General features: G+C 58.6%; 22 protein-coding genes and 1 tRNA gene. 10 read left to right on the forward strand and 13 right to left on the reverse strand.

Translation table 11 applies throughout. From position 1 onward, the window contains the following. Nucleotides 1–4: 4 nt before the first annotated feature. From ACYVJT_RS04805 to ACYVJT_RS04835, 7 genes are read right to left on the reverse strand one after another with little or no spacing between them, the layout of a single operon-like run. Nucleotides 5–1,174 (reverse strand): Wadjet anti-phage system protein JetD domain-containing protein, encoded by a 1,170-nt coding sequence (locus ACYVJT_RS04805; RefSeq protein WP_343956564.1) that lies wholly within the window; start codon nucleotides 1,172–1,174, stop codon nucleotides 5–7. Further along, complete coding sequence (locus ACYVJT_RS04810; RefSeq protein ID WP_343956565.1) at nucleotides 1,168–4,641, reverse strand: ATP-binding protein; 3,474 nt, start codon at nucleotides 4,639–4,641, stop codon at nucleotides 1,168–1,170. Before ACYVJT_RS04810 ends, ACYVJT_RS04805 begins: the two co-directional genes overlap by 7 nt. After that, the gene (locus tag ACYVJT_RS04815; RefSeq protein WP_343956566.1) at nucleotides 4,638–5,312 is read right to left on the reverse strand and encodes a DUF4194 domain-containing protein; all 675 of its coding nucleotides are present in this window, start codon (nucleotides 5,310–5,312) and stop codon (nucleotides 4,638–4,640) included. Before ACYVJT_RS04815 ends, ACYVJT_RS04810 begins: the two co-directional genes overlap by 4 nt. Then, nucleotides 5,309–6,754, reverse strand: coding sequence for a DUF3375 domain-containing protein (locus tag ACYVJT_RS04820; RefSeq protein WP_343956568.1), 1,446 nt, complete (start codon nucleotides 6,752–6,754; stop codon nucleotides 5,309–5,311). Before ACYVJT_RS04820 ends, ACYVJT_RS04815 begins: the two co-directional genes overlap by 4 nt. A gap of 4 nt (nucleotides 6,755–6,758) precedes the next feature. Continuing rightward, entirely contained in the window at nucleotides 6,759–7,889 is a 1,131-nt protein-coding gene (locus ACYVJT_RS04825; protein WP_343956569.1) for an NAD(P)/FAD-dependent oxidoreductase, read from the reverse strand. Further along, nucleotides 7,882–8,208: a non-heme iron oxygenase ferredoxin subunit gene (locus ACYVJT_RS04830; RefSeq protein WP_343956570.1), complete on the reverse strand. Its 327-nt coding sequence runs from the start codon at nucleotides 8,206–8,208 to the stop codon at nucleotides 7,882–7,884. The genes ACYVJT_RS04825 and ACYVJT_RS04830 overlap by 8 nt, the downstream gene beginning before the upstream one ends. Nucleotides 8,209–8,227: 19 nt before the next feature. Further along, entirely contained in the window at nucleotides 8,228–8,767 is a 540-nt protein-coding gene (locus ACYVJT_RS04835; protein ID WP_343956571.1) for an NUDIX hydrolase family protein, read from the reverse strand. 30 nt (nucleotides 8,768–8,797) lie between these two features. Here ACYVJT_RS04835 and ACYVJT_RS04840 point away from each other — a divergent pair, with 30 nt between their 5' ends. Further along, complete coding sequence (locus ACYVJT_RS04840; protein ID WP_343956572.1) at nucleotides 8,798–9,085, forward strand: hypothetical protein; 288 nt, start codon at nucleotides 8,798–8,800, stop codon at nucleotides 9,083–9,085. A gap of 13 nt (nucleotides 9,086–9,098) precedes the next feature. On the opposite strand, the gene ACYVJT_RS04845 is transcribed toward ACYVJT_RS04840, so the two are convergent. From ACYVJT_RS04845 to rlmH, 4 genes are all read right to left on the reverse strand, one after another. Further along, nucleotides 9,099–10,676 carry a TspO-related membrane protein gene (locus ACYVJT_RS04845; protein ID WP_343956573.1) on the reverse strand — a complete coding sequence of 526 codons (1,578 nt, stop codon included), beginning with the start codon at nucleotides 10,674–10,676 and terminating at the stop codon, nucleotides 9,099–9,101. Nucleotides 10,677–10,766: 90 nt separating this feature from the next. Continuing rightward, nucleotides 10,767–11,798, reverse strand: a complete 1,032-nt coding sequence (locus tag ACYVJT_RS04850; protein ID WP_343956574.1) for a pseudouridine synthase — start codon at nucleotides 11,796–11,798, stop codon at nucleotides 10,767–10,769. 9 nt (nucleotides 11,799–11,807) lie between these two features. After that, nucleotides 11,808–16,253 (reverse strand): Lhr family helicase, encoded by a 4,446-nt coding sequence (locus tag ACYVJT_RS04855; protein ID WP_343956575.1) that lies wholly within the window; start codon nucleotides 16,251–16,253, stop codon nucleotides 11,808–11,810. A 9-nt stretch (nucleotides 16,254–16,262) separates the two neighbouring features. Further along, nucleotides 16,263–16,721, reverse strand: a complete 459-nt coding sequence (gene rlmH, locus ACYVJT_RS04860; RefSeq protein ID WP_343956576.1) for a 23S rRNA (pseudouridine(1915)-N(3))-methyltransferase RlmH — start codon at nucleotides 16,719–16,721, stop codon at nucleotides 16,263–16,265. A 208-nt stretch (nucleotides 16,722–16,929) separates the two neighbouring features. Here rlmH and ACYVJT_RS04865 point away from each other — a divergent pair, with 208 nt between their 5' ends. From ACYVJT_RS04865 to ACYVJT_RS04885, 5 genes are all read left to right on the forward strand, one after another. Further along, complete coding sequence (locus ACYVJT_RS04865) at nucleotides 16,930–17,583, forward strand: GntR family transcriptional regulator (RefSeq protein ID WP_343956577.1); 654 nt, start codon at nucleotides 16,930–16,932, stop codon at nucleotides 17,581–17,583. Next, the gene (locus ACYVJT_RS04870; protein ID WP_343956578.1) at nucleotides 17,576–19,093 is read left to right on the forward strand and encodes an MmgE/PrpD family protein; all 1,518 of its coding nucleotides are present in this window, start codon (nucleotides 17,576–17,578) and stop codon (nucleotides 19,091–19,093) included. Before ACYVJT_RS04865 ends, ACYVJT_RS04870 begins: the two co-directional genes overlap by 8 nt. Next, nucleotides 19,093–20,022 carry a methylisocitrate lyase gene (prpB, locus tag ACYVJT_RS04875; protein ID WP_343956579.1) on the forward strand — a complete coding sequence of 310 codons (930 nt, stop codon included), beginning with the start codon at nucleotides 19,093–19,095 and terminating at the stop codon, nucleotides 20,020–20,022. The genes ACYVJT_RS04870 and prpB overlap by 1 nt, the downstream gene beginning before the upstream one ends. An 11-nt stretch (nucleotides 20,023–20,033) precedes the next feature. Continuing rightward, nucleotides 20,034–21,167 (forward strand): bifunctional 2-methylcitrate synthase/citrate synthase, encoded by a 1,134-nt coding sequence (locus ACYVJT_RS04880; protein WP_343956580.1) that lies wholly within the window; start codon nucleotides 20,034–20,036, stop codon nucleotides 21,165–21,167. Nucleotides 21,168–21,244: 77 nt separating this feature from the next. Continuing rightward, nucleotides 21,245–22,354 (forward strand): WD40 repeat domain-containing protein, encoded by a 1,110-nt coding sequence (locus ACYVJT_RS04885; RefSeq protein WP_343956581.1) that lies wholly within the window; start codon nucleotides 21,245–21,247, stop codon nucleotides 22,352–22,354. A gap of 53 nt (nucleotides 22,355–22,407) precedes the next feature. On the opposite strand, the gene ACYVJT_RS04890 is transcribed toward ACYVJT_RS04885, so the two are convergent. Continuing rightward, nucleotides 22,408–22,495 (reverse strand) — tRNA-Ser (locus tag ACYVJT_RS04890). 189 nt (nucleotides 22,496–22,684) lie between these two features. On the opposite strand from ACYVJT_RS04890, the gene ACYVJT_RS04895 reads away from it, so the two are divergent. Together ACYVJT_RS04895 and ACYVJT_RS04900 are read left to right on the forward strand one after the other, a co-directional pair. Further along, complete coding sequence (locus tag ACYVJT_RS04895; RefSeq protein WP_343956582.1) at nucleotides 22,685–23,011, forward strand: hypothetical protein; 327 nt, start codon at nucleotides 22,685–22,687, stop codon at nucleotides 23,009–23,011. A gap of 74 nt (nucleotides 23,012–23,085) precedes the next feature. After that, nucleotides 23,086–23,217, forward strand: coding sequence for a hypothetical protein (locus ACYVJT_RS04900; RefSeq protein ID WP_343956583.1), 132 nt, complete (start codon nucleotides 23,086–23,088; stop codon nucleotides 23,215–23,217). A 3-nt stretch (nucleotides 23,218–23,220) separates the two neighbouring features. Here the strand turns inward: ACYVJT_RS04900 and tadA are convergent, their stop codons facing one another. Then, a complete protein-coding gene (gene tadA, locus ACYVJT_RS04905; RefSeq protein WP_343956584.1) occupies nucleotides 23,221–23,712 on the reverse strand; it encodes a tRNA adenosine(34) deaminase TadA in 492 nt (163 codons plus the stop codon). 35 nt (nucleotides 23,713–23,747) lie between these two features. On the opposite strand from tadA, the gene upp reads away from it, so the two are divergent. Both upp and ACYVJT_RS04915 read left to right on the forward strand, forming a co-directional pair. Continuing rightward, nucleotides 23,748–24,383: a uracil phosphoribosyltransferase gene (gene upp / locus ACYVJT_RS04910; RefSeq protein WP_343956585.1), complete on the forward strand. Its 636-nt coding sequence runs from the start codon at nucleotides 23,748–23,750 to the stop codon at nucleotides 24,381–24,383. Between the two features lie 230 nt (nucleotides 24,384–24,613). Further along, nucleotides 24,614–25,378, forward strand: a complete 765-nt coding sequence (locus ACYVJT_RS04915) for a winged helix-turn-helix domain-containing protein (RefSeq protein WP_343956586.1) — start codon at nucleotides 24,614–24,616, stop codon at nucleotides 25,376–25,378. Nucleotides 25,379–25,445: the final 67 nt, after the last annotated feature.

Genomic DNA, 25,445 nt, shown 5'->3' on the forward strand with positions numbered 1-25,445 from the left:
AACGCTAGTCTAGCCGCTCAAATACGAAGCCTCGCGCTCGCAATATTTCGAGTACATGCGACCAGTCAATGCGTTCTTGTTCCAACCGTGTGCCCGGGTGGGTACACAGATAATCGTAGGCTGCTGCTTCCGATGTGGTCAGTAGGTCGAGATCACCGGTGAACGGCTTGGTCTCTTGTGCCCACAGGTCGTGGAATTGCTGCAGGGTTGGCAGGTCCATCAAGAGGGACGTGGCATCGACCCCGGCCGCTCTGAAAGTATGCAAAATGCGGAGACCGTGGGTGTCGAGATCACCCCAATAATAGACGTCTGCGCTTGCCAGCCAGGGAAGTTTCGCCAGTTCCGGGACGGCTGTGCCGCGACCGAAAATGGCAATCGTATCTTGCATGGCGGGAAGCGTCAGCAACGAGATGAGATTCTCGACGATCAACACCCGACGTGGCTTCACATCCAGTGCCGCCAGTTGATCCAACGGTGCTGAAACATCCGACAGGGCACCAATGTGATGGGTGTTATCGAGCAGGCGGATGCGCCACAAACTTGGTTCGGTCGCGATGCCCAGACTCATATGGCCGGTGTGTGCACGATGCAGGGCCGTCACGAGCCGACGGTTCGCCTCGATCCATTTCGTGTCAACACCACGTACTGGCAGTTGTCGGATGTAGAGCTCCGAAGCAGGGTGCTGCCCAAGCCATACGAGCACGTCCACGAGTCGTTGAAAATCTATGTTGGTGAGTGCGACAATCCCATCAGCATCGCGGGCCAGCACACTGCGGAGGTTCTCTGACGAGTCCAATGCGGCCAACAGGCTCTCGAATCGTCGCAAGAGACTCGTCCACTGGTCGGTTTTACCGATGATGCTTGCCAGCGTATGGCCAGCTGGAATTTCTAGGCGCAGCGGGACGTCCTGGCGGCCCAGCAACGACCAGTGTCGAGTGCCCCAGACGACCGCGTCGGACAGCTTGGGATGTGCACGCCACGAGGCTACCCAGTCAATGACCGTCTGCTGGTCGGCCATCGCCTGTTGCTGTGTTGGCGGGTGCAGCGGAAAACTTGCAGCCGAGCCATCGGGTGTCTCATGGCCCAGGTGTTGCAGCGCCCAGCTGCCGGCTTTGCGCTGGTACGTTTTCTTCAACCGTTCGATCGCAGCGGTAGTTGTAACCTGCTTTACCATAAGCCCTCTGGTTCAGGTTGCACCGGCGGGGCCGCATCGGCAGTCGTCGAGGGTTCGTCCCCGTTTGTGGCCGGAGACTGTTGTTCATCGGCCGTGTCGGTCTGGACTTCGCTGGCTTTGTTGACCGCACCGTTTCGTGTCGACTGAGGAGCGCTACCGGGCGCATCTGCGGTGACCAACGAGACACGCGATTTTCGGGCGTCTTCGATACTGATCACCGCGGTGCCATCAATGTATTGATCGAGTGTTTCCAACAGTTTCAACGGCGTTGCTAGCACCATGTGGAAGCCAAATTCCTGGAAGATATCCATCGCCAACCTCGTAAACCGACTGTCGGCTTTATCGAAGGCCTCATCCATCATGACCGTAGCAAAACCGGGCACATCAGCATCCACACCGGCTAGTTGATAACGCAGCGCTGCCGCCAGGCAGAATGTCACGAGTTTTTGTTGTTGTCCGCCTGACAACCCGTCGGATGAATCGAATGCATCAACTTCGGTTCCAACCCCGTCGGTTTCTTTAGCCCGGAAACGCACATGGTACCGGGTGTCGAGCACCTGTCGTTCCCAGGTCACATCAGCTGGTTCAGATGAGCCGATCTTCTGCATGATGCCGTTCATGATGTGGAAGCGTGACTCTGCCGAGTCGCGGTCCTGTTCTGCCCATGAACCCGACGAAATCTCGTGCAGGTCCGCTAGGAACTCGCGGGCCTTCTCGTTTTGGTTATTGAGCACCACGATGTTCAAATAGGTATTTGGATTGAATTCTGAGCGCGCTAAGGATTCGTTAATCGGCGCGATACGGTCCTGGACCCGACCCAAGTTGCCACGAATCTCGCTGGCCAGGTTTGCGACGTTATTGCGCGACTGTGTTTGCAACAGGTCAAAGAAGCGGTCCTCAAAGCGGGGCAGTCCATCAGAAATAATGTTCTCCAGCAGGCGTTGATACCCGGCACGGTCGTCGATAAAGACCGATAAGTTCGCGGCAACGGCTTCCCAACGGGTTCGAAACTCTTGGGCGAGACCTTGGAATTTCGAAGCTGCATCAGAGGCAGCGCGTTCGAGTTCGTGCTGCTGTTTATGCAATCGCGTCGATACTTGACGCGAAACCCGATCCACCTTCTCGTGGCTCAGGCGTCGTGTTTCAGAGACCTCCAAGAACAGTGCGTCGAGTTCGGCCGTGAGATCGTCTGCGACCTCAAGTGACTGCACTTGGGTGTCCAACTCATCCAGTGCTGCCTCTAACGAGCTGACACGGTTTTCTGAGGCGATACGGGTCTGGAGTTTCTCCTCGTACGCTTTCTCAGTGGCCGTCTTTTTCGAAGCCGCTTCGGTCAAGCGCCGTTGCGCCTCCAACAGATCACTGTTTGACGATTGCAAATCGACGAGCTTTGTTTGTAACTCATCGAGCCGCATCTCCGCGGTGACGACATCGATGGCCTCCCAACGCAGTGTTTCGATATCTTCCAGCAAGTGCAACCGCAACTGTTCATGGTTCTGACGCTGCACAATTTTCTCGAGCCGTTGTTCTAGCTGCTCATCTTGTGCTGTGAGCTCTTGGAGCTGCTCGGAGAAACTGTCATATTTTTCGTTGTTACTAAACCCCATGACCCAATGGGTTGGGTCATTGACCTTGTGCCGGTCATCTTTTTCATAGCGATTGGCACCACGACGCACCTGACCGGCTCGTGTCACAGCCCGCTGATAGTTGCCAAATTCACTGGCTTTTTCGACCGCCTGGTAATCAAAACGATGGGTCAGTTCCGCATAGATCCAGGGCTGCATCGCATGGTCGGCCACCGCCACACGGTTCACGACGGACTCTGGATACTGAAGACGCTTAGGCTGTGGATCCGACGACGGCACGACCTGGGAGACTAACCGCGTGCCAAGATGCTGGCTATCAACGGCCTCCAACACTTTGGTTGCGTGTGCTTGCGGAATGAGCAGCGTTGTTGAGAATGGACGCAGGACACGTTCGATGGCGCCGGTCCAGTCTCGGTAGTCGTGCCGAACTTCCATCAACTCACCGGCAAATGGCAACGTCTGTTCCGGCAGGCCAGCCGCCTGTGTAATGATCTGGCGTGCCCGTTGGAGCGGCAGCGACATATTGGACTGCGAAGCCTGTAGTGATTTGAGCTCGGCCTGCAATGCCTTGCGGGAGTCTTCGTTGTGACCGCGTTGTTTGGTGACGTCATACAGCTGGTGTTGGAGTTCTTCACGGCGTGTGGTCGCATTCGCCGCATCTTGAGCTGCTTGGGCTCGCAATTCATCAAAATCACGTCGCTTATATGGCAGTTCAATGCTGACGCGCAACAGGCGCTGCTGGAGATCGTTTCGTGTTTGTCGGGTGGCTGCCACCTGGTCTTGTTGTGCTGCAACACGATCTTCCAACGTTTGCAGAGCCCCGCCACCCGCGGCCAACAACTCCTGATTGGCGATCGTATGGTCGTCAGTCGCATCTCTGCGACGTTGCTCTGCGGTTTCAAACGCGTCGCGGTGTTCCGCTAACTTCAACCGAGCATGTTCGATTTCTTTGGTGATCAGATCATGTTTGGTCAGCGCCGTGTAGTCGTCAATGCCAGAGACCAAATATTCTGTGCGTTGAATTCTGGACTGCGCAGCCTCGTAGGCTTCGGCGGGTTCACGAAGTTGTTGGAGCACATCGCGTTGTTCACGAGCATCAACGACGGTGCTGTGTGCTTGCGATAATTCCTGGAACTGTTCTCGAGCAGTCCGGGCGAGCTGGAAGGTTTTTGGCTCGTCCAACATGAAGGAACGAAACAGGTCATCGAGATTGCCCAAGGACTTGGCGGATTGGGTTCGATGCAGCAGCTTGAGCGCGTTATCGCCGGAGATCTTCAGAATGCGTTTGAAACGATTCGAAAATGTGGAGTGCCGATCGGTGATCAGCTCAGCTTCGGCAACGTCACGTTTGAGCTGTCGCACATTGATGCCAGCATCAATGAACTGCGCGAACTCGGTGAGTTTTCGGTCGTCCCGTAGGATGATCGATTGCTCTTGGACATCAGCGTTCTGCATGGCGCCGCGGCGCAGGTAGTAGAGCTTAATCAACACGATGGGGGCAGCATCGGTGCCATTGGAAAAACTCAGTTTGACCGCGGAATACGTCGCTTGTTCTCGCAGATATGTGCTGACGACTTCACCGGTCTCAACATCGGTGGCCCGACGATACGCGCCGCGCACGTACGAGACGAGACTGCGCGCATGCGGCCCACGAGCAGCCCCTGCCTGGGCAGCAGCATTGAACCGGATCTCACCGCGCGGCACCAACACTGACGAGACCGCATCTAACAGTGACGACTTGCCGGAACCCGAAGGACCGGTGATAAGAAATCCCTGTCGGGTAATGGGAATTTCCCAATGATTCTGGAAGGTACCCCAGTTGAGTACTTCAATTTTATTCATGCGCCATTGGTCGGGGAAGATCGTGGATTGTGTGGTCATTGATCATCTTCCTCGTCGTCGTTGGCTTCATCTTCGAATGGAAGCTGCTCGGTGAGGATCTTGTCGTACTCGCGCCGAATAGCGGTGATTTCTTCTGCCCCAAAGATCACCGCAAGCACCGGTGAGATCTCGAATCGGCCCGGGGTAGTCGTTTCATAGAGGATGCCCAGATCCGTGAACTTGTTCCATGCCGAACGGATACGGTTCTCAAATTGTGCCGGGTCGGTCCCACCCACACCTTCGAAGACCGCTAACTGTTCTATCGTCTCGCCTTCGTCTACGACTGCACGAGCTTGTTCGGCATCTTGCATCAGCCGTTGCCGCAAATGCAATAACAATATTGTTTGGATATGGGTCAAATTCTGTGCCCGTACTACCCTCGGAGCGTCCACTTCGTCGACGTTTCGTACAAACGCCACTTCGCGTTCATGATCCACCACCAGCGTGAGAAACAGGTCAGCTAACCGTGAGCGGATCATGGTTTCGTCGACCAGAATTCGGGTCCACAGTTTGCTATGTCGGTCCGCCGAAATATATGGGCCACGCAGCAATTGCAGCAGAGCGCGGCGTGATTGTTCATGCAGCGTGCCGGTATCGGTCTCCCATAGCCGTCCGTCGTCGGGTGTTTCCGGCTCAGGGACGAGAGGGTCGGGGAATGCATTCTCGGTCACTGCGGAATCCTTTCGGTAAACAGAAACGTTTCGATGTGACCGCTGCGGCCATCCCACGCCACGGCTTCCGTATTGCCTGCCAGCCATTTGCCATGTTCTTGGCCCAAGACGACGAGTCCGACGACTGAAGCGATGCCTTGCGTCGCCGGAAAATCTGACAGGACTTCACCGATGGTGGCGGTCCCATGTTCGGTGATCATGGTATTGACGTTTGTCTCGAGTTCGGTCATATCGATATCCATGGTGCGCGCCAGCTGTTGGATTTCTTCTAACGAGACGATACCCGTCGAATTTTCTTCTAGCGACGTCTCGACGCGGTAGTCACCAGGATTTTTGAGCCGTAGCGACGAGATTGATGAGATCTGGGGCAGCCGAGATAGCTGGAACTCCACATCGAATTCGGTGGTGGCACGCACGACCTCCGACGCTCGCATCGCGTCTTTCAGCGCGGCCCGTAACTCGCGGTTGAGTCGGCGTTCTTCGGTCAGGCGCTGTGTTTGAACAAAGCGACGAAGGCTCCGGCTAAAGGACGTGAGAATTTGGTGCACCTCGGTGGACCGCTCTTGAAGGACCGGCAGCATCCCGCGCAGGGCACGCATTTGCGGCGGTGGAAGGTGTTCAGCGAAGTCGCGTTCGGTGATCGTTTGGATGGCATCTTCGAATTCCATGCCGCGTTCTGGGTCCAAGAGTAACGCATAGAACCCGTAGAACGATCGCCCAGCATCGGAATCCGCCAGGATATCGACACCACGAAAGATATCTTCTAGAACGGCTGAGCGTGCGTCATCCGAGTCGATGAGTTTTTCGCGTAAATCATGGTTGAGACCTTCGACTTCTTGGCGTACACGACCAAAGTCGGAGGGCACCTCGGTGACCAAGTTGAGGATTTCGGCGACGCGTTCGGTGGCTTTCTCCTGATCGAGGACGTCAATCTCACCTTCGGAAAGACGCTGAATCTCTTCTTCGATGCGCGCTTTGTCTGCTTCGAGGGTGGCCAGCCGTGACGTGATGTCCGGGTCGGTATCGACCACTAACTTCGACATGAGATTCTGGATGGTCGCTAAGCGTGATTCCGTCACGGTCCGGCGTGGCGTGTGTAATTCGTCAACGAACTGCATGGCTGCCAAGGCACCGGGGGAGAGTTCGAAGGTTTCTTCTCGCTGCTCGGTGCTGGGGCGTCTGATCAGAATACCGGAGCGGCGCCAGTCAGAGACATATTCCTGGGCAGTGCGTGGAAGTTCAAAACCTTCTGACCGGAGTTCTTCGAGATCCTCTGTGACCTGCTCAAACAGTTCGGGCGCAGGGACTTGCCGCTGTTCGCCCGCGAGTCGCTGTTCCAGGATTGCCAGGACGATGTGCCCGTTTTGAGCACGCAAAATGGCCCAGGCTGCATGGGTGTCAGCAATGCGTTGATGGGCAAACGCCCGGCGGACCAAACTCATATGCTCACCGCAACAGTTGACGAAGCGACATCTCAACATCGGCCAGTTGGTCTGGGTCGACGGCAATTCCGCGAGTGATCATCCGTGTGGCTGCTCGAATCACCTTTCGATCGTCGACGGCGGCCGCCCCGATGAGCTGGTCTCCATCGACCACAAAGATGACGTTGTCACCGCGGTGGACGAGCTGTTCGTGAGCCTGCGGGATGACGCGACCGACTGCCTGGGCGTCATGGCCAAACTGGTCGGACCATACCCACTGCGGAGTTGGGGCATCGGGCTGAGTACCCATGATGGTATGTACCACCCGGGCTGCGGAGGCCCGCCCGTGATCCCAATGATCCTGGCGGGACTGACCGTGTTTGCGGCAGACGTCCCCGATGGCATACACCCCGGCGAGCGATGTGCGGTAGCCGTCGTCAACGACGATCCCGTCATCAATGCTCACTCCGGAGCCTTCGGCAACTGTGACGGCGGGTTCAACACCGACCGCGGCGATGACAATATCAAAATGGTCGAGGTTTTCGCTCACGGTGAGCCGGCGGGGGACGACCTCAACCTGTTCCGTCATCGTGGTGTATAAAACGTCGGCAAGCTCTCCAAAAATCTGGGTCGCCGGCACCTGGGGAGTAAACGCGGTGACGTTGGCCCCAAGATGTTTGGCCGATGTCGCCAGCTCGGGTGCAAGTAACCCGCTCCCGGCAATTGCCACTGATGTGCCGGGCCGCAATGCGTCGCGTAGCGCGTCGGCATCGGCTAGCGACCGCAGCGTATACACCGGTTTGTCGAGTTCCAGGGTTTTCGGCACGGCTCCCGTTGCGATGACCACCTCATCCGCTTCGACCTGCTCCGTGAGCGTCTCGACGACCAGACGACTGCTGCCGTGAGCTGGTCGTTGGTTCAAGCGTAGGACCGTATCTTGTATCCAGGTGACTGCATTGTCGACGAACCATTGGTCCGGGGCAAGTGCCAGTTCGACGTCGTCACCCACCAAATATTCGGTGGACAGTGGTGGACGGTCCAGCGCGGTCTCGTGCGGGTCAATGATCGTCACGCCCCCGGTGTATCCGGCGTCGCGCAGGCCCGCGGCCACGGAGAATCCGGCCACTGAGCCTCCGATAATGACGGTGTTAGGCATCGGTTCCCGGGGTCAACATGACACGACCGTCGACGACCTCTACCTTGTGCGTTGGTGCATCCTGAGTGGCGGGTAGGTTCAGTACCTTGCCGTTGGCCAGGCAAAAACTCGACGCGTGTTTCGGGCATTCGACGGTTTCGTCTTCGACCCAGCCTTCGGAAAGCGAGTAGTTGCCGTGGGTGCAGCGGTCATTGAGTGCGTAGATGCCTTCATCGGTGCGAAATACCGCGATCGGTTCGCCACCGGTCACATCGTGGCCGATATAGACGCCTTCTTCGATGGGGAAATCTTCCGGTGCACCAATATCGATGCTAGTCATAGCTACCTCCTGTCATAGGTTAGACGCCCCAGTTTGCCCAGGCCATCGCCTGGGTCACAAGTTTTCCGCGACCGCCTTCAAAATCTTGTTGCACATCGGTAGACAGTGCTTCGTCCGGGGTCAACCAGGCGACCTGCAGGGCGTCTTGGCGTGGTTCGGTGTCACCGCGAACCGGCACAACGTAGCACAGCGCGACGGCGTGTTGGCGTTCGTCAGTGAGGCCTGACGTCGAACCGTACGGGAAATACTCGGCCACTGTAAAGGGTGTCAGCGTCATGGGTAGTTGCGGCATCGCCAGCGGGCCCAAATCCTTTTCTAGGTGACGCATCAGGGCATCGCGAATGGGTTGCATGTATTGCACACGGCCGGAGATAAAGGTGTAGCGGAATGTCCCGGACGCATCGGCCCGGTACAACAGTCCAACTTCTACGACGCGGCCATGTTCATCGAGGCGCACAGGGATTGCTTCTACATAGACCATCGGCAACCGTGCGCGGGCCGCGGCCAATTCCGTTTCATCTAGCCACCCGGGATTCGGGTCTGGAGTTCGAACCGTCATGGCCTCCACTCTACAACTACAATTGGGTCCATGCCTTCATACCGAGCGATCCTGCCCATAGGCGACGTTTATCCAGGTCACGGTCCAGAAGAGGTCATGGATTCGGCCGTTGCCGCAGTGTCATCGATTGCAACCGTCGAACAGACAGACATTCAGATTTTGTCAAATGTCCCGCAAATCGTGGTGCGGTTTCATATTGCTGACGACGGAGATGCCCATCGTGTCAGCGCTGCCATGGGCGACGCAGTGTCGGCCGTTGCGACGACTGGCCCGCCACGGCTATTACTGCGGCGCGGTGGCCGTTGGATCCCCATTTAGAGCCGCAGTCTAGCTAGCGGTCCTCAGCATCATCGGCATAGACGAGGTGCTCGATGGCCTGTTTCTCCGCGATCGAAATTTGATAGCGACGATTCTCGGTGGCGGCAAGCACAACGAATGATCCAAGCAGTGCGACACCGACCAGAATGAATGATGCGTCTTCACCAAACAGCCGGGTGCCGATGATCGCGGCCATCCCGAAACTGAACCCGATGGCAATCGACATGCGGCCGCGACCGGTCAATGTCAGCCGGGACAATACTATGAGCAAGACCACTATGGCGAGGATGGCCCACACTGTTTCGGGTATCCAGAAGAGATCCAACACGTTCCACGACGCCATCGCGGTGAAGACGGTGGTGCCCGAAAAAATCAGCATCCAACCGGTAAAGGCGCCGATGGGCATATCGACGAGGAAGCGTTCCTTGGCGTTGCGTTCGGTGTACCTGTTCAAGCTGCCCACCGCACGAGCTAGTAACACGGTGGCAGCAATCGAGGTGATCACTTCGAGGCCGACGTCCTGGAAATGCGCCAGCAGTTTCGTGGCGGCCGCCAACAGCATCGCATTGGACACGTACCACGCGGTCGTGCGATTCCGGACGGCCGAATACTGCGACGGTGCCCACTGATACAGGGTGTATAACAGCATGGCGACCCACAACAACGGCCATGCCGCGACGTGCCAGAAGGCCATCGACATGAGCGAGGTTGAACCACCATAGAGTCCGTCGTGTGCTTCAATCATCGACGGCCACGGTCCCAGCCAGCCCAGACTGAACAGCCCAACGACCACAAACAGTACCCAGCTGATACTCAGCGTGATGCGACGAAACCCATCGAGCTGCTTCGGGTCTGGATTATCCGTGACCGGTTTACGAAACGGCAGCACGAAATCTTCGGCTTCCTCGCGTGCTTCATCGGTTGCCGATGGAGGCGGTGACGGGGTTTCCGCTTCGATCGAGCGTGCTTTGTTGACGATGCGATCCAGGCGCTGCCACTCGGGCAGGTTCTGCTGGGCGCGCTCGAACAGCTCCTCGTCGGAGAGGTACTCGTCGGGCTGTTGTAACATCGGCCGATTGTCCGGTCTCGGAATGTCATCGGACTCCAGGCGGCGTGCGGCTCGCAACAGGGCTTGAGTTTCGCGCTCTTGTTGACGACGACGTGCCTCGAGGGCCTGCTCGTATTCGAGTTCAGCCATCCGTTCCGATTCGCGTTCCCACTGCTCTTCCAACGCTTGGCGTGCTTCTTCCACTTCGGCGGCCAATTGTTGTGCGCGTGCTTCCGCGAGACGCGCTGCACGGCGATCATCCTGGAGTTTTTGCCAGCGGGCCTGAATGCGATCTGGTGTATTGGCTATCGCCTGCTCAATATCGTCCTGGGTCGGCCCACGAAATGAATCCAGCCACGCGTTGAACCGATCACGTAAGGTCCATTTTTCTTCCTTGGGTGCCTTAGTCGTCTTCCGCTCGGGCACCGGAACCGCTGAGACATCGGACTCGACGGTCTCATCAGCCTGTGGTTCAGCGGGGGCAGAAGGCTGGTTTTTCAGTCGTGATAACGCATCTGATGAATCTGACGAACTTTCGGTCACGTGCACGCTCCTCCCACCGCCCGGTGTTGCCCATTAAATAAGTCTGCCCATTTTACTGCCCGGGACACTAAATCAACGAGCTGACACGCTTTAGTGGCTCGGGTGAATGGGGCCGGGTTCAATGTACGGTGCGAAACTGAGTGTCTGCTGGGAAGTAAACGACCGGTGCTCACCGGTGAGCGGGTCCGCAAATGCTAATCCATCCGCCAATAATTGCAGCGGTTTGGTGTAGTCATCGGCACGGTGCTCGAGCAGTTCGGGGTAAAACCGATCGTGCAGTACCCCGTGTCCTAGCGCTGCCAAATGGATGCGTAATTGATGCGTGCGACCGGTCCGCGGGTGCAGCGCCACATGGGCTAGCGCCCCGTCATCGTTGAGCTGGTACGACACCAAGGTGATGTCGGTGACGGCATTCGGTCCGGTGGTGGGGGCGTGGCTTCGCCGACGCTTGCCGATCCGGGGTGCTTCAAGCCGTCCAGATGCACGCGGAGCATAGGCTTCGACTTCGGCGTTGATGATCCCTTTGGTTTTGATAATGCGATTTCGGTACGTCAGTGGGAACCGCTCAAGATACAATTCGGCGGGGGCGGGCAGTTGTATCACGGCACGATATTGGCGGGTGACGCGACGGTGTTCGAAGAGTTGTTGATAGGCGCCACGAGTTGCGGGATTCGGAGAGAATAACAACACCCCGGCGGTGGCACGGTCTAATCGATGCAGCGGGACTAGATCGGGGATGCCCAATTGGTTGCGCAACCGCACCAGCGCGGTTTCCTGCAGGAACTGGCCGCCCGGCGTTGTCGGTACAAAGTGTGGTTTATCGGCCACCACCAGGTGTTCGTCCTGGTGGAGCACCCGGACATCGAAGGGAATGCGCTGTTCATCGGGCACCGAGCGGTAATACCAGATGAACTCGTGCGCGCTGGCGGGCGTGTGCTCGGTGATGCGGGTACCGTCATTGCCCACGATGTCACCGACCGCGATGCGTGAGGCCAACGCCTCGTGTCCCAGATGCGGAAATCGGGCGCGTAAAAATTGCACGACCGTCGTCTCGACGTCAGCCGGGATGCGCAGGCGAGTGGGTCCAACGCCGTCGCGAACAGGTAATGGTGGTGTGGGCATGGTGCTAGTTTAGGCCCGAAACCGTATCGCGTTGGGCGTGGTGTAGAACCCGGCATCGACCAGGTGTGAGGCGAGCTCGGTACCCGTGATGGGTTCGCCGTTGACCGTCGAGACCGCCAGCTTGTCGACCTTGGCGCGCTGCAGCGCGTCGACCAGCGCGTTTGCCGCCGCGGCGAGGTGTTGCTCGCCAAACTGCAATACTGTCTTGCCGCCGCGTTCCAAATACAGCACCGGTTCACCGTTGACGAGCACAACGTAGGCACCGGCCTTACGTCCGGGACGATGCCCATCGGTTGCGGGCCAGTCCAGGGTGGCACCATACGGGTTGGCCGGATCGGTTGCGGCTAGGCCGATGGCCTGTGGATGGCGGGGGTCGTCATCATATGCGCGCAGCGCATCAATGGTCGCCGCGGTGGAAAACTGTGCGGCACCCAGCCCCTCGATGAAATACCCGCGCCGAATATGTCCCGACTCTTCCATCTTGGATAACAACCGATAGTATGCCGAGAACCCGCCGGGCAGGGCTTCGGCAGTGACGGCCCCTCGGGTGATGACGCCGTAGCGGTCCAGCAGGTATTCGGCCTGAGCGTGCAGGGCAGCAGTGTTTTCATCGGTGCGTTGCGGCAGGAGCGACCAGCGACCCACCGCGGTTGGCGGGTCTGGATTGCGAGCAGCATGCGCGGTGGGCGCCAGACGGTTGAGCCGACGCAAGCGTGCTTGGCGTCGCGGGGCTGTGCGTTGCGTCGGAGCACGCGTCGAGGACTTCGCATAGGTGGCACGCACCGCGGTGAACGTGTCATTGGTGACCACCCCGGCCCAGAACAGATCCCACAGGGCCGCCAACACATCCTCTCCGGGAGCATCCAGTTGCGCCGTCAACGCCGAGGAGAACCAGCCACCGGTATCGGTCAGTGCTTCGATAATGGCATCGTGGATCGGTTGTCGCTCATCGGTGGGCCGGATGGGCAGTGTCAGGTCGACCGTATCGACGTGGTGGAAGGCCACCGACTGGTCCGCGGCCCCGACCATCACAAACTGCCCGGTGGCCAGCAACTCATCGAGCATTGCGGGCCGGTAGTCGTCGACGCGTGCCGGCAGGATGGCGGCTTCCCAGACTTGCGCGGGTGCAGCGAAACCGGTGAGCTGATCCAGCACGATCGCCAATCCGTCGACCCCGCGTTCCTGTGGTGTGGGCATCACTTGGTGCTGTGCCAGCAGATACCGGGCATAGGCGGCATGTTCGACGGGTTCGACTTCGGCACGCAGCTGGGCCAGTGAGCGCCGCCGGATCCGGGCGAGCACGTCGACGTCGCACCATTCATCGGTGGCCACCGGTCCCTCACCGGCCGGCGGATTCGGTAAGTACGCGCCCAGCGTCACCCGGTGTTGGGCGGCTAACCGTTGCAACACTTGATGGGCGATGACCGGACCGATGCCGAAACGTGCGGCGACCTGTGGTGCGGTAAATGGGCCGTGGGTGCGGGCGTAGCGGGCCACCAGATCGCCCAGTGGATCATCAACCGCATCCGAAAAGGCTGCCGGGACGCCCATGGGCAGTGGTATGCCCAGACCATCGCGCAGCCGGGGTGCGTCTTCGATGCCGGCCCACAAGTGTGCCGGCCCCATGCGCACGGCAATCGCGCGTTTGTCCGCGACCAACTGTTCCACCAGGTGCTCGGCGGTTGCCTCGTCGACGGCGTCGTCATCCTCGCGTAGTCGCGCGGCCAACTCGGCGGTGGACAACGGACCTAACAGGCGCAGCAGATCCGCGACACCTTCTGTTCCGTGCAGCCGACGCGACGCTGAGGTGTGCTGGAGGTCGGCTTGCACCTGCGCGATGACGTCCTCGTCGAGCAGTTCGCGCAGCATATCCTGACCCAACAGTTGGGACAGTAGGCCGGGATCCAGCGACAGTGCCGCAGCCCGACGCTCGGCCAGCGGTGCATCGGTTTCGTACATGAACTGCGCGGTATACCCGAACAGCAAGGTCTGGGCGAAGGGCGAGGCCTGCGGCGTCTGTACCTCGACCACGCGGAGCACCCGGGTACGAACCTGCTCGAGGACCTCCATGAGCCCGTCGACGTCATAGACATCCTGGAGGACTTCGCGCACCGTTTCTAAAATAATCGGAAACTGCGGATACTTTGAGGCCACGGCTAAGAGTTGCGCGGCGCGTTGGCGTTGTTGCCACAGCGGTGTGCGTGTGCCCGGGTCGCGTCGGGGCAGTAACAGCGCCCGGGCCGCATTTTCACGAAAATGCGCGGCGAACAGGGCCGATCCGCCGACGTGCTGTCGCAGTTGGTCGCGCAGGTCTTCGGGGTCGAACCAAAAGATATCGGCGGCCGCCGGTTCGGCATCGGTGGCGGGCACGCGTACGATGATCCCGTCGTCACCGGCCATCGCATTGGCATCGAACCCATAGGTGGCTTTAACCCGCTCAGAGATGGCCAACGCCCAGGGTGCGTGCACACCCTTGCCAAACGGAGTGTGCAAAATGATGCGCCAGTCGCCGAGTTCATCGCGGAATCGTTCCACGACGATCGTGGTGTCGGTGGGTAGATGTCCGGTCGCGTCGCGCTGCTCGGTCAGATAGTTCAGCAGATTGGTCCGGGCGTTGTCATCTAAACCTGCGGCGCGCAACCGCTGGGCGATGTTGGGATCCGCCAGTGCTTCACGTCGAAATGCCCCGGTGGCGCGTCCCAGTTCGAGGGGTCGGCCGGGTTGGTCGCCGCGCCAAAAGGGCAGACGTCCGGGGCGTCCAAATGCCGGGGTGACCAACACGCGGTCATGGGTGATGTCTTCGATTTGCCAGGTGGTTGCGCCCAGGATGATCGTTTCGCCGACCCGAGATTCGTACACCATCTCTTCATCGAGTTCGCCCACGCGCTTGGCCGCATCGGATTCGGTAGCCAGATAGACCCCGAAGAGCCCGCGGTCGGCAATGGTCCCTCCCGAGGTGACGGCCAACCGCTGGGCTCCGGGGCGGGACGTAATGGTGCCGGCTTCGCGGTCCCACACCACGCGCGGCTTCAACTGGGCGAACTCATCCGAGACGTATTTGCCCGCCAGTAAATCCAGCACCGAAGCGTACACATCCATGGACAGCGTGGTAAACGGCGCGGCACGACGCACCACATCGAGCCACTTTTGGTCGACCAGCTCATCCATGGCCGCGGCCGCGATGGTGTGCTGCGCCAAGATATCCAACGGGTTGGCCGGGATCTCGATGGCCTCAATTTCGCCGGTCATCATGCGCTCGGTGACCACCGCAGCGTCGACAACATCGCCCCGGTGCAGCGGGAAGAACCAGCCGATGGACACCTCACCCACTTGGTGTCCGGCACGCCCCACGCGCTGCAGACCCGCCGCGACCGTTGGTGCAGCTTGCAGATGGATCACCGCATCCACAACCCCCATGTCAATGCCTAATTCCAATGAAGACGTGGCTACCACGCACCGCAGCGTGCCCGATTTCAAGCCGTCTTCGACCTCGGCGCGGGCCGTGGCCGACATCGACCCGTGGTGGGTTCGCGCAAATTCTTGTTCCGCGTCCTCACCGTGCTCCCACAGTTCATTGAGCGATTCGGTGAGTCGTTCCGCCGAGCGTCTCGAATTCACAAACACTATCATCGACCGATACTGCGCGGCGATCTCCATGATGCGCGCTTCCACGTGCGGCCACATCGACGTATTTTCTTCGGGTGAGGCTCCGGCATCCGGTTGGGTCATGTCGGTCACCGGCACCGAAACGGTGATGTCCCAACGTTTCTGTTCGGCCCCATCGACGACGCGGACCGGTTGGACCCCGCCCAGGTACCGTGCGACTTCTTCAGCCGGGCGCACCGTCGCCGATATCCCAATGCGTTGCGCCGGCTGCTCCAACAGTGCATCCAACCGCTCCAACGACACCGCCAGGTGCGCGCCGCGTTTATTGCCGGCTAACGCATGAACCTCATCGACAATCACCGTTTCTACCCCGGCCAGCGTCTCACGAGCCTTTGACGTTAACATCAGATACAGCGACTCGGGTGTGGTGATCAGAATTTCTGGGGGATCGGTGATGAGCCGACGACGATCCCGCGCCGAAGTATCTCCGGAACGCACGCCGGTGCGAATCTCTGGCACCTCGAGCCCCTGGGCCTGAGCCATTTGTGTAATGCCGACCAACGGGGCCGTGAGGTTTCGTTCAACATCGACCCCCAACGCCTTTAACGGGGAAATGTAGAGCACCTTGGTGCGGTGCTTACCCTCGGTCGGGGTGGTAATCAGCCGGTCGATGGCAGACAAGAAGGCCGCCAGCGTTTTCCCCGACCCCGTCGGAGCAATCACTAATGCATGCTCCCCGGAGCTAATCGTCTCCCAGGCACCCAACTGGGCTCTGGTCGGCGCATCAAAAGACCGCTCAAACCAAGAGCGTGTGGCATCAGAAAACGCTGCCGGCACCGAATCTGTCATGGCACCAGACTACTGGTGGTGATACGGCCTACCGGCGGAAATCTCCTGCGCGCGATAAATCTGCTCGGTTACCATCAACCGCACCAGCTGATGCGGAAACACGAGATTCGACAGCGACCACACCGTATCGGCCCGCGCTCGCAGCTCATCATTGACACCGTAGGCACCACCGATCACCAACACCACACTGCGCGAAGTATCAAAAAGCTGTTGCAGGTGCTCCGCCAGCTGCGGAGAACGGAAATTTGTGCCCCGTTCGTCCAACAGCATCACGTGGTCTTGTGCACGAACTTGCTTCAGAATCGCAGCAGACTCTTCATCACGAGACCGTTGTTCGCCGGCGGTGGTGTGTGGCACCAGCTTGAACTCGATGTCGTAGGGTTTTTTCAGTCGCTTGGCAAAACGTTCGATGCCATCTGCGACCCACGCTTCGTGTCGCTTGCCCACTGTGATGATGCGTATCGTCACGCGCTACTCCCACTGCTCGATGTTTGCGCCAGGTGTCATGTGCCATTCCAGTGTAGAGGTCGCCGCGCGATCGGGTGCGCGGAGTTGTTAGAGTATCTGACGTGAACCCGACCACAATCACGCGGGGAGTGTATACAGGATCGCGATGATTGTGCCCCAGATGTTAGGTGGCTGGCCAACGACTCGGCTCTATGTATACACTGAGGGTATGCGTGCCAGTGAACGAGCCTACGAAGCACTGCGCCGGGACATCCTGAATTGGGATCTGCCACCCGGCTCGGTGCTTGCCGAGGTTGACCTCTCAGAGCGTCTCGGGGTGTCCCGCACCCCGGTGCGTGAAGCCGTGGCGAAATTGGTCGCCGATGGTCTGGCCGATGCACAGCGGGGGCGGGGGACCGTCGTCTCTGATGTATCGTTGGACGATCTGGCCGATATGTTCGTGCTGCGCAGAGTACTCGAAACCGAATCAGCCCGATTGGCCGCAACCAGTGACCATGCTGCGAAGTTTGGCCCACTGGCCCAGAAATTCCACGCCGTCACCGAAAACGCCCAGATTCTTGAAGACCCCGGACCGTACTACCAGCTGATTAACACCATGGACGAACTCATCGACTCCGCGGCCGGTAACAGCTATTTGTCCACGGCACTTTCAAATTTGCGCGTGCACCTGGCGCGCGTCCGCAGAATGGCCAAAGATAATCCCACCCGTCTCGCCGCCTCCGCGGTAGAGCATTCCAAGATTGCCGAGGCAATCGCCAAAAAAGACCCACTGTTAGCCAGTGCAGCGACGACCATGCACCTGCAGGCGTCGCTGGATCACATTCTCACCCATGCAGAAACTCCGAAGGGACGTCATGATTAACCACGAAGTACGCGTCTACCCATCCGCGCAGCATCTTCCGCACGAAGACCAGCTGGCGTACAAGATCGCTCAGGTCGCCGCTGACGAGGTCGCAGTGACTGACGAAGTCAAAGACATGATCATCAACCGCATCATCGATAACGCTTCGGTTGCCGTTGCCTCGTTGAATCGTGCCCCTATTGTGTCGGCGCGCGCACAGGCATCCACGCACGCACCATCCACCGGCGGGTCCGGATCTTCCGTGTTCGGTGTTGACGAGAAAGTCTCCCCGGAATGGGCCGCTTGGGCCAACGGTGTGGCCGTTCGTGAACTCGACTACCACGACACCTTCTTGGCCGCGGACTACTCGCACCCCGGAGACAACATTCCGGCCATCTTGGCCGCAGCCGAGCACGCCGGCAAATCGGGTCACGAGTTGATTCGCGGTATTGCTACCGGATACGAAATCCAGGTCAACCTCGTCAAAGCGATCTGCTTGCACGAGCACAAGATCGACCACATTGCCCACTTGGGCCCGTCAGCCGCAGCCGGTCTCGGCACGCTGCTGGGCGCCGATACCGAAACGATCTTCCAGGCCGTTGGCCAGGCCCTGCATACCTCCACCGCCACCCGTCAGTCTCGCAAGGGCGAAATCTCCACCTGGAAAGCACACGCGCCAGCATTCGCCGGCAAGATGGCCGTTGAATCCATCGACCGTGCACTGCGCGGCCAGACCTCACCCGTCCCAATTTATGAAGGTGAAGACGGCGTCATCGCCTGGATGCTGGATGGCCCAGAAGCCAATTACACCGTGCCGCTGCCCGAGGAAGGCGAAGCCAAACGCGCCATTCTGGACACCTACACCAAGGAACACTCGGCCGAATACCAAGCACAAGCTTGGATCGATCTGGCTCGTAAGCTCAACCAAGAGCACCCAGAAGCCACCGACCCGGCCAATGTTGAATCCATCCTGATCAAGACGTCGCACCACACCCACTACGTGATCGGTACCGGCGCCAACGACCCAGAAAAGATGGATCCAACCGCTTCACGCGAAACCCTGGACCACTCGATCATGTACATCTTTGCCGTCGCACTGCAGGACGGCGCATGGCACCACGTCGACTCATACGCTCCAGAGCGCGCACAGCGTAAAGACACCGTCGAACTGTGGCACAAGGTCTCAACCGTCGAAGATCCAGAATGGACCCGCCGCTACCACTCGCTGGACCTCAACGAGAAGGCATTTGGCGGTTCGGTGGAGATCACTATGAAAGACGGCACCGTCATTACCGACGACATCGCCGTCGCCGACGCCCATCCGCTCGGTGCTCGCCCATTCGAGCGCGAACAGTACATCAACAAATTCCGCATGCTTGCCGAAGGCATCGTTGAAGAAGCCGAAATCACGCGCTTCCTGGACGCCGTCGAGCGCCTGGATGACCTCAAAGCTGGTGAACTCGACCAGCTCAACGTGGTCGCCAAGCCCGGTTACATCAACGCGGCCGAGGCACCGAAAGGACTCTTCTAATGCTGTATTCGAAAGTCAGTCCCGCCGAAAAACGTGTCGCCCTGCGCAAGATGCTCACCGCCGGAGCTGCCCGCCAGTTCCCGGGTGCATTCAACCCGCTGTCTGCACGACTCATCGAAGAGAAAAATTTCGATGGCGTCTACATCTCGGGTGCGGTGCTCGCCAATGATCTGGGCCTGCCCGACATCGGTCTGACCACACTGCCTGAGGTCGCCAATCGTGCCGGACAGATTGCCCGGATGACGGATCTGCCCGCCTTGGTCGATGCCGATACCGGTTTCGGTGAACCCATGAACCTGGCACGCACCATCCAGGAACTCGAGCACGCTGGCCTGGCCGGTATGCACATCGAGGATCAGGTATTGCCCAAGCGCTGTGGCCACCTGGACGGCAAAACCGTCGTCGATACGTCGACGATGACCCAGCGGATCGCCGCAGCTGCCGATGCCCGCATCGATGACAACTTCCTCATCATGGCGCGCACCGACATCCGCGGTATTGACGGCATGAGCGCCGCGGTGGACCGTGTCAAAGCGATGGTGGACGCCGGCGCAGATGCGATCTTTCCGGAGGCAATGAAGGATCTCTCCGAATTCGAGACGATCACCAATGCCGTCGACGTGCCCGTCCTGGCGAACATGACAGAGTTTGGCAAGTCCGAACTGTTCACACGTCAGCAACTGGCTGATGCCGGTGTGGCCATGGTGATCTACCCGGTTACGCTATTGCGTAGCGCAATGGGGGCCGCCGAACGGGTTTTGGATACTATTAACGCTGACGGTACACAAAATGCCTCCGTAGACCAGATGTTGACCCGGTCTCGCCTCTACGAGCTCGTAGAATACGAAGACTACAACGCGTTTGACTCGGGTATTTTCAATTTCGAAGTACCCGGTCTGGATATCGAAGCCAACGCCGAAACCCTCTGATTGGAGAATGTATGTCCGAAGAGATTAGAAAAGGCCTAGTCGGTGTTGTCGCCGATTCCACCGCCATCTCAAAAGTCAATCCTGACACAAACTCGCTGCTCTACCGCGGTTACCCGGTCCAGGACCTGGCTACCCACAAATCGTTTGAAGAAGTTGCGATGTTGATGTGGCACGGCGAACTGCCATCCGAGGCCGAACTCGACGAGTTCATCAAGCTGGAACGCGCTAACCGCGCCCTGGACCCGGCCGTCAAAGAAGCCATCGACCTGTTGCCCAAAGACGCCCACCCGATGGACGTCTCACGCACTGCAGTTTCCGTCATCGGTGCACGCCACGACGATGCCGAAAATGACGACCCATCGGTTGAACTGCGCAAAGCCAAAGAACTCTTTGCCGCCTTTCCCGCGGTCGTGGCCTACGACCAGCGCCGTCGCCGCGGACTCGACGTCGTAGAACCACGCGATGACCTGGATTACTCACAGAACTTTTTGTGGATGACCTTCGGCGAAGAATACGCGCCAGAAGTCGTCGACGCCTTCCGCGTGTCGATGGTGCTCTACGCCGAGCACTCCTTCAACGCTTCGACGTTCACCGCACGTGTCATCACCTCGACGCAGTCGGACCTGCACTCGGCCGTCACCGGGGCAATCGGTGCGTTGAAAGGGTCGCTGCACGGCGGTGCCAATGAAGCCGTCATGCACACCTTCAACGAGATCGGTATCGACAAAAACGAATCTCGCGACGAAGCCGCGACCCGCTCCAAGGCATGGATGGAAGCCGCACTGGCCGAGAAGAAAAAGATCATGGGCTTCGGTCACCGCGTCTACAAGAACGGTGACTCTCGCGTGCCATCGATGAAGGAAGCGCTCGACAGGATGATCGAGTACTACGGTCGTCACGAAATGCTGGGCCTGTACGATGGTTTGGAGAAAGCCATGGCCGAGGCAAAAGACATTCAGCCGAACCTGGACTACCCGGCCGGCCCGACCTATCACCTGATGGGCTTCGACACCGACATGTTCACCCCGCTATTCATTGCGTCACGCATTACGGGTTGGACCGCGCACATCATCGAACAGCGCGCCGACAACGCCTTGATTCGTCCACTGTCCGCCTACCACGGACCAGATCAGCGCTCGTTCTAACCGAGAACTCAAAAATGACCGCGGACCACGAGGTTCGCGGTCATTTTTGGCTGCGCTCACCGTGATATGTTGAGAATGTGCGACGCATCTCCATCACCACGCTCAGCCTTGCGGGATTGCTGTTGTCAGGCTGCTCAGCCTTACATGGTGCCGGCGCACAAGCATGCCCAGCCCCGCAGGAACCAGACTCTAACGCCATCATGGACGTGCGCCCACCGTCGTTGGACGAGATCTTGCACCCGGATTCGCTGCAGCTGTCGCAGGACGGTACGCAACTTGCCGCGATGCACGGCAACCAAATACTGATCTGGGACGCAGCCGAGGGCGGTTCACCCAGTGACAGCATCGGCGAGGCGACACATCCCACTGGTTCTGGGCCGCTGGCGGTCACACCTGATTTCTCACAGTTTGCTCATCAAAGTGCCGACGATGCTGTCGCGGTTGTTTCTCCCGACGGTGAGGAACAGACTATCCAGCTCGAGCAGCGGCACGACAACGAAGAGGTCACGCAGCTGGAAATCAGTCCTGACGGAGAGCAATTAGCAGTGCGTGGCAGCTCCGGAACCATCGCCATCTTCTCCATGGCAGACCAAGAACTCGAGACGACGCTGCCAGCTTGTGGCGACTCTGGCGGCGAGATGTCCTTCAGCCCAGACTCATCGAAACTCTTTGCCGCGAGTCGTCACAAGGCCACTACCGTATGGGATCTGGCAACCGAAGAAACCGTGCTGGAACTGCAATCCGATGACGTGTACTACACACACGGTGCCTGGAGTCATGACGGCTCCCGTCTGGCGATCAGCGCAACCTCGTTCGGTCACGGGCCCGAGGACCACTGGAATCTGACGTTGATGGACACCACAGACTGGGAAATGATTCGTACCTATCCAGAACTGTCGCCAGTTGCCACGACCTTTTTTCCTGACGACGACGAACTTCTGGTCGCCAACGGATCGACATCAATCCAACGCTGGGAGATCGGAGCCATTCCGGATGAACTGGAGACCGGGGTGGTTAACTATCAGGCGCAACTCTCGCCAGGCGGTACTCTCGCGTATCTTGCGGACCGAGAAACGCTAAACCGGTTTGACCTCGAGTCGGGTGAGACAGACGTTACGTACGATATCCCAGAGTTTGACTGCTCCGAGATTGCCGGAGCAGATATGTTTGACGAGTGCTCCGAGTAGTTCTGGATATGCAGAAAGCTCCCACATCATTGACGTAGGAGCTTTCTCGTCAGCGGTAGCGGAGGGATTTGAACCCTCGGTACGGGGTTGCCGTACAAAGCATTTCGAGTGCTTCACCTTCGGCCGCTCGGACACGCTACCGTGTGTTTACACCCGAGTCACTATACCCGATGTGGTGTCCAACCCCAAAACCGTCTACAAGCAGTTGGTCAATACCCAACGGGGAATTGCACGAAATTTCATAATGAGGTGTTCCGCTGTTTGTTCTTGTGGCCTATGTTGTGATGTGCATATTGAGTGGTTGACAAGAGGAGTTTCGAAGGTTTCAGCATGGATTTTGGTTCGTTGGCAGATTGGGTTGGAGCCATTGGCGGCTTTCTCGCGGCATTCGCTGCGGTGGTAGCTTGGCGGGTCAACCGTCGCATGTTGACGGTGGAGCAGCAGCGTGACGAGCAGCAGGAGGCCCGTCAACGCTACGAGAACTATATTGAAAAGCGGGAACAAGCCGGGTTGGTTTTCTCACTGGGGCTAAACTGCCCGAGCGTGATAATGATGAAAGCTGGGCGATATACCTCTTTAACGGTTCCGCAAAACCGGTCTACAACGTCCGTGTCGAAAGTAGACGCTTGGATGACTCGAGAGCGAACTATCCGTTAGAAATTGGTGCGTTACCGCCGGGGCGCTGGGTCGTGCCCAGCCATCCGAAGTTCCACTGGAGCTCATTGGTCGATTTGAGTTTAACTCCCGAACCCGTGAACTTTCTGGTCAAAGGTAAAGCACGGGGCATGATCACATCGATGACGTTCAAAGATGCCGCAGGCGAGCAATGGCACCTCGATAGCGGAACGACCATCAGCGAGTAAGGACTAGCGCTTCCTTGAAAAAAAGGTCTGCAATAACTGACCGCACTCTTCTGCGAGCACACCACCGACAACTTCGACCTGATGATTCAGTCGAGGTTCGCGCAGCACATCTAATACTGATCCGGCGGCGCCGGTCTTGGGCTCCCATGCACCAAACACCACTCGTGGCAGACGGGCTAGCACGATGGCTCCGGCACACATCGAGCATGGTTCTAGGGTGACGACCAGGGTGCAATCGGCTAGTTCCCAGCTGGAACTGCTAAGTGTCTCGACGGCAATGGAGATAGCAACCATCTCGGCGTGACGTGTGGGGTCCTGGGACCGTCGAGTCGCATTGGCCCCGGTGGCCACCAGCTGGCCGTCAGGGGCAAAAATTGCGGCACCGATGGGCACGTCGTCGGTACTCGCTGCAGTGTGGGCAGCGGCGAGGGCCTGACGCATCCACGTTTCAAGGTGGTGCTGGGACGGCAACGGTGTAGTACTCGAAGTAGTCACACAAGTACTGTAGATCATCACGCTAAACTGACTCTATGCATGTTCATTTGGTAGACCATCCGCTGCTTGCCCACAAATTGACGGTCCTGCGTAAACAAGAGACCCCGTCGATGATTTTTCGACAGGTTACCGAAGAGCTTGTCATGCTGCTCGCCTACGAGGCGACCCGCGAGCTGGCAGTCGACGACGTCGAGATCGAAACCCCCGTCACCGCGACCACGGGCAAAGAGATTGCCCGACCGAGGCCCCTCGTCGTACCGATCTTGCGTGCCGGCTTGGGCATGCTCGACGGCATGGTTCGCATGGCGCCGACCGCAGAGGTCGGCTTTTTGGGAATGATTCGGGATGACGAGACGCTGAATATCGTGACCTATGCTGAGCGTCTGCCCAAAGATCTCTCCGGCCGTCACGTGTTCCTGCTCGATCCAATGCTGGCGACGGGCGGAACACTCGCCGAGGCCGTGCGTTTCCTGTATGAACGCAATGCACGCCAAGTGTCTGCAATCTGTTTGCTGGCCGCGCCTGAGGGGATTAAACATCTCGAGGATAACCTTGCTGACATTGACGTGAATCTCTACGTTGCCGCCATCGACGAGCGCCTCGATGAAAACGCCTACATCGTCCCGGGGCTCGGTGACGCGGGTGACCGCTTATACGGCGTCGCAGACTAAGCCTTATACAGCTGTATTGGCCGCGATGTAGCTAAGAATTCGAATGTTACACGTGAGTTTCATCACTTAATGTGCGCAAAAGTCCAAATAGTGAGATGATTTGAGGGTGCCCGTTTGCGTTACGCGACCATTACGCGTCAATGTTGGGGTAACAGATACCGGTTCGAGTCAGGTTAGGCTCGAGCGTCATCGGTGCTCATCACCGTTTAGTTTGTTGAAGGAATAACTCTATGACAAGCGCGCCCCAGCAAGGTTACGTTCACGTTTCGGTTCGTAATGCACAACGCCGAGCAGAGCGAGTACAAGCTTATCGGGAGGCGGATCAGGCTCGACTCAGAGCAGTTCCTTCAGATGAGACCCCGGCCGTCGCCGAAAACGGCGTGAGTCCGGTGCATATGGAAACTGAAGCCCGCGGATTCGTATTATACGTGGGCATGGACGAGCAAGCCGCCCTTGCCGCAGGCACCTCGTTGACACGTTTAGCCAACGAACTTCGCCACTACGTTGAAACCCTTGTTCCCGGTGCAGACTCCTATGCCGCAGTGGCCATCGCGCCGGCTGATGCAACCGGTGACGACCTCGACGTGGTTCGTCAGGTCACCGCTGACCCCACGATTCAACAGGCTATCTCTCCTGAACTTGCTGCGGCTCCGGCTCCAGTGTCCACCCGTCAACCGGGTGTACTCATTGATCTTGCGCGCCGGGAAGTCCTGCTGGACGGCGAACCGCTCAACCTTACCTACAAGGAATTTGAGCTGTTGAACTACCTGGTGGAAAACGGTGGTCGTACCGTCAACCGGGAGGAATTGCTCGGCACCCTGTGGGACGTAACCGAAGAGGTGCCAAACGAGCGCACCATCGACGTCCACATTCGCCGTCTGCGAGCAAAACTGGGTCGACTCTCCGGCACAGTGCGCACCGTACGCGGTCAGGGCTACCGCTTCTACGAACACCCAGAAGTGGTTGTTTGGGCAGCGCCCGAATACTCCATCTAAACTTTCATCCGTCATCTGACCACTGCGGTCACGCGTACTCCGGGGTAGACTTCTAGCGAAGCATTCG

The sequence above is a fragment of the Yaniella soli genome (assembly GCF_054782375.1).